We start from the raw sequence: 6,515 nt of genomic DNA, 5'->3' as shown, positions 1-6,515 counted from the left end.
ATTTGATGACTTGCGTCAGATTTGACTAGAAAAGAGTTGAAATTCAACATTGAAAGTTTCCAAAAGGAAAAAGAGACAAAGAAGGCAATCTTTGTCTCTATACATGTTCATCAGATGATGAAAGGGGTAAAAATAGAGTAATTTTGGTATAGCTATTGGCCTTAGAATCGATCTCCATATGATAGGCTTCGCCAAATTGAAGACGCAATCGTTGGTCCACATTTTTCAAGCCAACACCTCCTAAACGAAGAAGGGTTTGGGCTGTTGATTCTGATCGGTCAAACCCTCGTCCATTGTCAAAAATCGATACGCAAGCGTAGTCTCCACTGACTTCAGTTGTCACTCGAATGAGACCAGGCCGATCTATCTCCTTAATACCATGGTAAATCGCATTTTCCACTAAGGGTTGAAGCACTAATTTGGGGAGCTGATAGTCGCTCAGCCGTTTATCTTCTAGAATTTCATAGTTGAGCTTTTCTCCATAACGTTGCTTCTGAATGAAAAGATACTGGCGGACATGGTCAATTTCATCTCTCAGCAGGATTTGTTCCTGGCCTTGGTTGAGAGCCAGTCGAAAATATTGAGCCAGAGACTTAGTGATGTTGACCACGCGCCGACTATCATTAAACTCCGCCATCCAGACAATCGTATCCAAGGTATTGTAGAGAAAATGCGGATTAATCTGAGCCGAAAGTGCCCGCAGCTCGTAACGCCGTGCGTTCTGCTCCTCCTCCTTTACCTGTTGCATGAGGTTATCGATTTGATCCAACATGGCATTAAAAGCTTGAGCGAGGTCGACCAATTCTGGAGATCCTTTGGCTGCAGCCCTCACGTGAGCATCTCCTGCTCCAATCCTCAAAATGATAGTCTGAAGGTCTTGTAAGGGTTTGATCCACAAACGCAGAACAAAGCCGATCCCTATCAAACACATGATCAAAGCTAGTAATCCTAGACCAATGAAAGAGTACAGGAGTTGCGACTGCAGCATCTGAAGTCCTTCAAGTGAAGCCACTCCAATCAAGGTCCAATCGCTATCTGGAATCGGAACCTGATAGATAAAATTCTGTCCTCCTTTTGTATAGCCATCTGTCACAGCAATATAGGGCTGCATGGCTTGCATTTCTTGGCTGGAGGAATAGACCGCTTTTTTAGGATGATAGACAAACTCATGCTTTTGATTAATGATAAAACTAAAGCCTTGCTTCCCTAGTTGCAGGTGATCCAAGTAAGCCTGAAGGCTATCGTAGCCAATATCCAAGCGTACTACTCCGAGATTTTGACCAGCCTGATCGACCACTTCTTGGGTAATAGAAACCACCCATTTTTCTTTTTCCGAGGTCAAGGATTCCTTTCGAGCTGGCGTCAAAACTGGCATGGCTCTTTCCTTAATCGCCTCTTGATACCAGCTTTCATTCATCATATCTGAGGAGGTCTGCATGCTGATTTTTGTATCTGTCGCTACCAGACGTCCATCCTTGGTCACCAAGACCGCTGAGACCAAGTCCGGATCTGTTTCAATCATCGTTCGCATCAGGTGTTGAACCGTTTCTTGATCCGCACTCTTGTCTTGAGCAAATTGGCGAACAGCCTGCTCTTTGCTAAGCACCGTCGTCGTCTGCTTTAATTTTTTTAGATAGGAGGTAATAAACTGACTACTTTGGTCGATACTATTTTTTGTCGTCCGCTCCGTTAGCTGGCGGATCGTCCCTGAACTCGTTTGATAGTAAAGGCTACCGATGAAACCAAAAAGTAAGAGAATGAAGAGAAAAAAGTAGAGAACCAACTGAATCAGCAAGGGATATCGTTTCATTCATGCTCTCCTTTTTTGTACTGCCTTGGCGTCACCCCAACAACCTGCTTAAAGCGTTGAGAAAAATAGTTCATATCTTCAAAACCAACCTGATCGGCGATCTCATAAATCTTTAGATCTGTCGTGAGAAGTAAGAGTTGAGCCTTCTTCATTCGCTCTTGAATGAGGTAGTCTTGGAAGGGGAGTCCCAATTTTTTCTTGATCAATACGCTTAGATAAGAGGCACTGAAACCAAGTTGATAGGCCAGATCCTTTAGAGTTAACTGAGAGTCTGCTAAACGAGCATGAATGGCTTCTTCCAAGTCTGTCGAATAACCATGACTGACCAAATCTTCGACTTGCGCTTTCTTACGCTCTTGATCGAGTTTTCCCTTCACCTTTGCTAACATCTCTTCAATATCATCTTTTGAAAAAGGCTTCAGCAAATAATCATCTGCACCTAACTTGATGGCTTTCCTCGCAAACTCAAAGTCATCATAACCTGTCAAAAAAATGATATGACAAGACGGAGACTGCTCTTTGACGAGATGGGCTAGATCCAAGCCATTCATTTGTGGCATATTGATGTCGGTTAGAAGGATATCGGCTGGTTGCTCTTGAAACTTCTCCCAAGCCTCACGCCCATTTTTAGCCTGGTTGATGACGGTCATTCCAAACTGTTCATAATCCACTAAGGAAGTCAGTCCCTGCCGGATAAGCTCTTCATCTTCCACAATCATGATCGCATACATGTCTTTCACCTACTTGTCTTTGCTATACTTATTATAGCAAATTATGGTTCCAAATGTCTCAGACGTAGTCCAATAAATAACCGTAGCCCTTTTCTTTCATTTCTGCTTTGGGAATGAAGGTAATAGACAAACTATTGATGCAATAGCGAAGGCCGCCTTTTTCCTTGGGACCATCGGTAAAAACATGGCCCAGATGAGAATTTCCTACACGGCTCCGAACTTCTGTCCGAGTCATATTGAAACTCTTATCCTCCTTATAGATGGCCACATCAGGACTAATAGGTCGACTGAAACTTGGCCAACCACAACCAGAATCAAATTTATCCTTAGAGGAAAAGAGTGGCTCACCGGTCACGACATCTACATAAATACCGGCATCAAACTGATCCCAGTAACGATTGGAGAAGGCCCGTTCGGTATCATTTTTTTGTGTCACCGCATACTCTTCAGGAGATAACTTCTTTTTGATCTCCTCATCGCTTGGCTTAGAGTAGCGACTGGCATCAATAACAGGATAAGAAGCCTGATTGACATCGATATGGCAGTATCCATTCGGATGTTTCTTTAGATAATCCTGGTGGTAGTCCTCAGCCTTGATGAAATTGGTCAGTGGCTCTTTTTCCACTGCTAACGGTTTGTCGTATTTTTTTGCCACCTCTTCAAAGACTTGGTTAATGGTTGGAAGGTCCTCTTGAGAGACATAATAGACACCTGTTCGGTATTGTGTTCCTTGATCATTTCCTTGTCGATTCTTCGACGTTGGGTCGATAATCCGGAAATAATGCAGGAGCAATTCTTTCAGAGATACCTTCTTGACATTGTAGGTGATGTGAACTGTTTCGGCATGCCCTGTTTGAGGGACTAATTCATACTTGGTCGTTTCTCCCTTTCCATTGGCATATCCTGATACGGCATCAATCACACCTGGAACACGGGAGAAATATTCTTCTACGCCCCAGAAGCAACCACCAGCCAAATAAATTTCACGCTGATCCTTTGGATCAACCGTTTCCTTTGTTTCCTTTTTGGCTACTGGAGTCTGACTCATCGATGCTTTTTTAATCATCTCAGTGCTTGTTTCTGATTGATCCATTCCGTTTGATCCCTTACTAAAGAAAAAGAAACCAATAGATAATAAGCCAATGAGAAGGATAGCAAACACTTTCCACTTTGTTTCCATTGTCTATCTCCTTACTGCATGTTCTCTAGGGTCTTGAGGATATCCTCTTTATTCATATAGCCAATATGACTCTTTGCTAAAGTCCCATCACTATTGATAAAGAGTGCCGATGGATAAGAACGAATCCCATACTCTTTTAGTAGTTCCCCTTTACTATCCAGTAAGACTGGGAAATCCTTGTAGTCCAAAGACTGGTACCAATTTTTGAAATCTGCTGCTGATTTTTCGCCATTAAAGGTTGGAGCTACAACGGATAAAACCACATAATCCTTACCTGCCTCTTCTTTTGCCAACTCATTGGTATCCTCTAATGTTGACAGGCAAATAGAGCACCAGGAAGCCCAAAATTTGAGGTAAACTTTCTTCCCTTTGTAATCAGATAAGCGGTAGGTCTTGCCATCCACTCCTTGCAAGCTAAAATCCTTCACTTTCTTGCCAGATGGTTGCCTAGCCCCAGCTTTGGCTGTTTGTTGGCTCATGTCCTTATTGGAAGTAGCCATTCCTTGACTCGAACAAGCCCCCAAAAGTCCAGTACACAAAAATCCTGCAGCTACTAAAGCTAATTTCTTCATCATTATTACCTCTTTAAACAAGGAGAAAGTCATCCTCAGATGACCTCTCCCTTCTTTCATTCCTTGTCTGATTTCATATCAGATGATTCACTCTTTTCATTTTTCATTTCTGAATCGCTAGATTTCATCTCATCTTTTTTCATATCGTCCTTCATTTCAGAACTGCTGTCAGACTTCATAGATGAATCTTTCATGTCTTCTTTTTTCATTTTATCATCGGACATGGATGAATCCTTCATGTCATCCTTCTTCATATCGTCCTTCTTCATCATACTACTATCGTCCGTTTTTTTCATGTCTGAATCTGATTTCTGTCCAGAACAAGCTGCTAAAGTGACGATGCTAAGTGTAGCAATAGAAAGTGCAAGAATTTTTTTCATGATTTTTCTCCTTTAATCATTCAAGATTAGTGAAACAGGGATGCGAGGCTATTAAGATTTCCTAGCATCAGCAAGATGCCCATCAAGATGATGAGGGCACCACCAATTTTTTTCAAGGTTCCCATATGGGGCTTGAGCTTAGCAAAATGTTGTAGAACCCAGCTAGAAGCCAAGGCTAAAAGCAAGAAAGGCAGAGCCAAACCTAATGTATAGACCAGCATCAGGAGAGCACCTTGTAAAGCACCATCTCCTCCAGAAGCGGCAATGGCTAGAACCGAACTCAAAACTGGTCCGACACAAGGGGTCCAACCAAAACTGAAGGTGACCCCTATCAGAAAAGCATTGAAGAATTCATTGCGCTCCCGATTCTTTTTGAGTTGGATGGTCTTTTGTTTTTGGAGTTGTCTCAGATTGATGAGGCCCATCTGATGGATTCCCAATAAGATCACAATCCCTCCTAGTAGGTAACGGAACCAGGGAGCATAAAGCACCTGGCCAAGGGCCCCTGCACCGTATCCTAGAATCAGGAAAACAGTTGATAGACCTGCGATAAAACAAAGAGTCTTCACCAGGCCATACCAAGAAATATCTCTTCCAAAAATCCGAACAGTTTTCACACGTTCAGAATCCAATAGAATCCCTACATAGACCGGCATCAGTGGTAAAATACATGGGGAGAAAAAGGATAGAACTCCCGCTAAGAATACTGAAATGGAAAACAAACTGGTTTGAATCATTTCACTACCTCCCTTTCTTTCTGATACCAGTATAAAGAAAAAATCCCTCTAAAAATAGAGAGATTGATAAGCAAAAACTTGAATTTGATTAGAAGGTGAATCTTCCTATCTGCCAACTCTACCTCGTACTTTCAATTACGAGACTAATCTAACAAGATACTTCTACTTCTTCTTCAAATAATCAATGGCATCTTGAAGGGTTTTGACGGGGACAATTTTCATCTTCGAATGAATTTGTTTTGCTGCTTCTTTAGCTGTTTCATAGTTTGATTTGGCCTTGGGATTGGCTTTCTTTTCTTCTTTGGAAACAGGGTTATTAGGGGCAAAGAAAATTTCTGCTCCTTCTTTATCGGCTGCGACGACTTTCTTGTCAATCCCACCGATATCGCCAACCGTTCCATCTTGGTTAATGGTTCCTGTCCCTGCAATATGGCGTCCCTGACGAAGATCTGGATCAGCCACTTGGGTGTAGATGGCTAGGCTAAACATCATACCGGCACTTGGTCCACCAATTCCTTGGGTCGCAAACTGGACAGGAACATCGCCTTTGGCTTCAGTCCGGTCGATCAGGCTAATCCCGATTCCGTTTTTCCCGTTGGACAATTTGATGATCTTTCCGTCTGCGGTCTTGGTTTGTCCATCCTCAATATAGGTCACTGAAACGGGATCGCCAATTTTTTGAGAACCGACATAGTCAATCAATTCTTTGGAACTCTTAAAGGTCTTGCCATTCACACCGGTGACGGTATCCGCAATGTTCAAGATACCCTTAAAGGTCGAATCATCTGCCACCTGCATGACATAAACACCTAGAAAGTCCATCTGGGTTTCTTTTCCAGCTGTCTTTAACCCTTGGTAGATGGCCATATTTTGCGAGGTTTCCATATAGAATTGGTTGATTCGCGTAAATTCTTGGCTCGAACTACCACCTGTCATATCCTTGGCAGAGTAGATATCTGTAAAAGGTGTCGCCCAAGCATAGATCAAATCAGCCGGAGTCGCTTCTTTCACTGCCACGGTTACAAAGTCATAAGACCCTGACTTGGTATCCATTTTTCCATCGACTGTCATGACCGATCGAATGTCTTCTGCCGTTCCTGGCATT

Annotated in this window: 7 protein-coding genes; all 7 read right to left on the bottom strand. The window is 42.6% G+C overall.

Annotated features, from left to right (window positions below):
• Positions 1 to 97 precede the first annotated feature (97 nt).
• A complete protein-coding gene (locus PAN06_RS12585; protein WP_269796490.1) occupies positions 98 to 1,810 on the bottom strand; it encodes a sensor histidine kinase in 1,713 nt (570 codons plus the stop codon).
• The gene (locus PAN06_RS12580) at positions 1,807 to 2,541 is read right to left on the bottom strand and encodes a response regulator transcription factor (protein ID WP_269796489.1); all 735 of its coding nucleotides are present in this window, start codon (positions 2,539 to 2,541) and stop codon (positions 1,807 to 1,809) included. Before PAN06_RS12580 ends, PAN06_RS12585 begins: the two co-directional genes overlap by 4 nt.
• A 58-nt stretch (positions 2,542 to 2,599) precedes the next feature.
• Positions 2,600 to 3,721, bottom strand: a complete 1,122-nt coding sequence (msrB, locus tag PAN06_RS12575; protein ID WP_269796488.1) for a peptide-methionine (R)-S-oxide reductase MsrB — start codon at positions 3,719 to 3,721, stop codon at positions 2,600 to 2,602.
• An 11-nt stretch (positions 3,722 to 3,732) separates the two neighbouring features.
• Entirely contained in the window at positions 3,733 to 4,293 is a 561-nt protein-coding gene (locus PAN06_RS12570) for a TlpA disulfide reductase family protein (protein WP_070594431.1), read from the bottom strand.
• A gap of 56 nt (positions 4,294 to 4,349) precedes the next feature.
• A complete protein-coding gene (locus PAN06_RS12565) occupies positions 4,350 to 4,673 on the bottom strand; it encodes a hypothetical protein (protein ID WP_070594375.1) in 324 nt (107 codons plus the stop codon).
• 26 nt (positions 4,674 to 4,699) lie between these two features.
• Positions 4,700 to 5,410 carry a thiol-disulfide oxidoreductase-associated membrane protein CcdA2 gene (gene ccdA2 / locus PAN06_RS12560; protein ID WP_269796487.1) on the bottom strand — a complete coding sequence of 237 codons (711 nt, stop codon included), beginning with the start codon at positions 5,408 to 5,410 and terminating at the stop codon, positions 4,700 to 4,702.
• Positions 5,411 to 5,572: 162 nt separating this feature from the next.
• Positions 5,573 to 6,515, bottom strand: a 943-nt coding sequence (locus PAN06_RS12555) for a SepM family pheromone-processing serine protease (RefSeq protein WP_141561982.1), incomplete at its 5' end; no start/stop codon positions are given.

The sequence above is a fragment of the Streptococcus sp. SM3 genome (assembly GCF_027497875.1).
Note: the sequence above shows the minus strand (reverse complement) of the source record. Positions and strands in the feature narration are given on the sequence as shown.

Excerpts from the sequence above, each read along its gene's own strand:
- PAN06_RS12585 (WP_269796490.1), bottom strand. The coding sequence starts at position 1,810 with ATGAAACGATATCCCTTGCTGATTCAGTTGGTTCTCTACTTTTTTCTC.
- PAN06_RS12580 (WP_269796489.1), bottom strand. The coding sequence starts at position 2,541 with ATGTATGCGATCATGATTGTGGAAGATGAAGAGCTTATCCGGCAGGGA.
- msrB (WP_269796488.1), bottom strand. The coding sequence starts at position 3,721 with ATGGAAACAAAGTGGAAAGTGTTTGCTATCCTTCTCATTGGCTTATTA.
- PAN06_RS12570 (WP_070594431.1), bottom strand. The coding sequence starts at position 4,293 with ATGAAGAAATTAGCTTTAGTAGCTGCAGGATTTTTGTGTACTGGACTT.
- PAN06_RS12565 (WP_070594375.1), bottom strand. The coding sequence starts at position 4,673 with ATGAAAAAAATTCTTGCACTTTCTATTGCTACACTTAGCATCGTCACT.
- ccdA2 (WP_269796487.1), bottom strand. The coding sequence starts at position 5,410 with ATGATTCAAACCAGTTTGTTTTCCATTTCAGTATTCTTAGCGGGAGTT.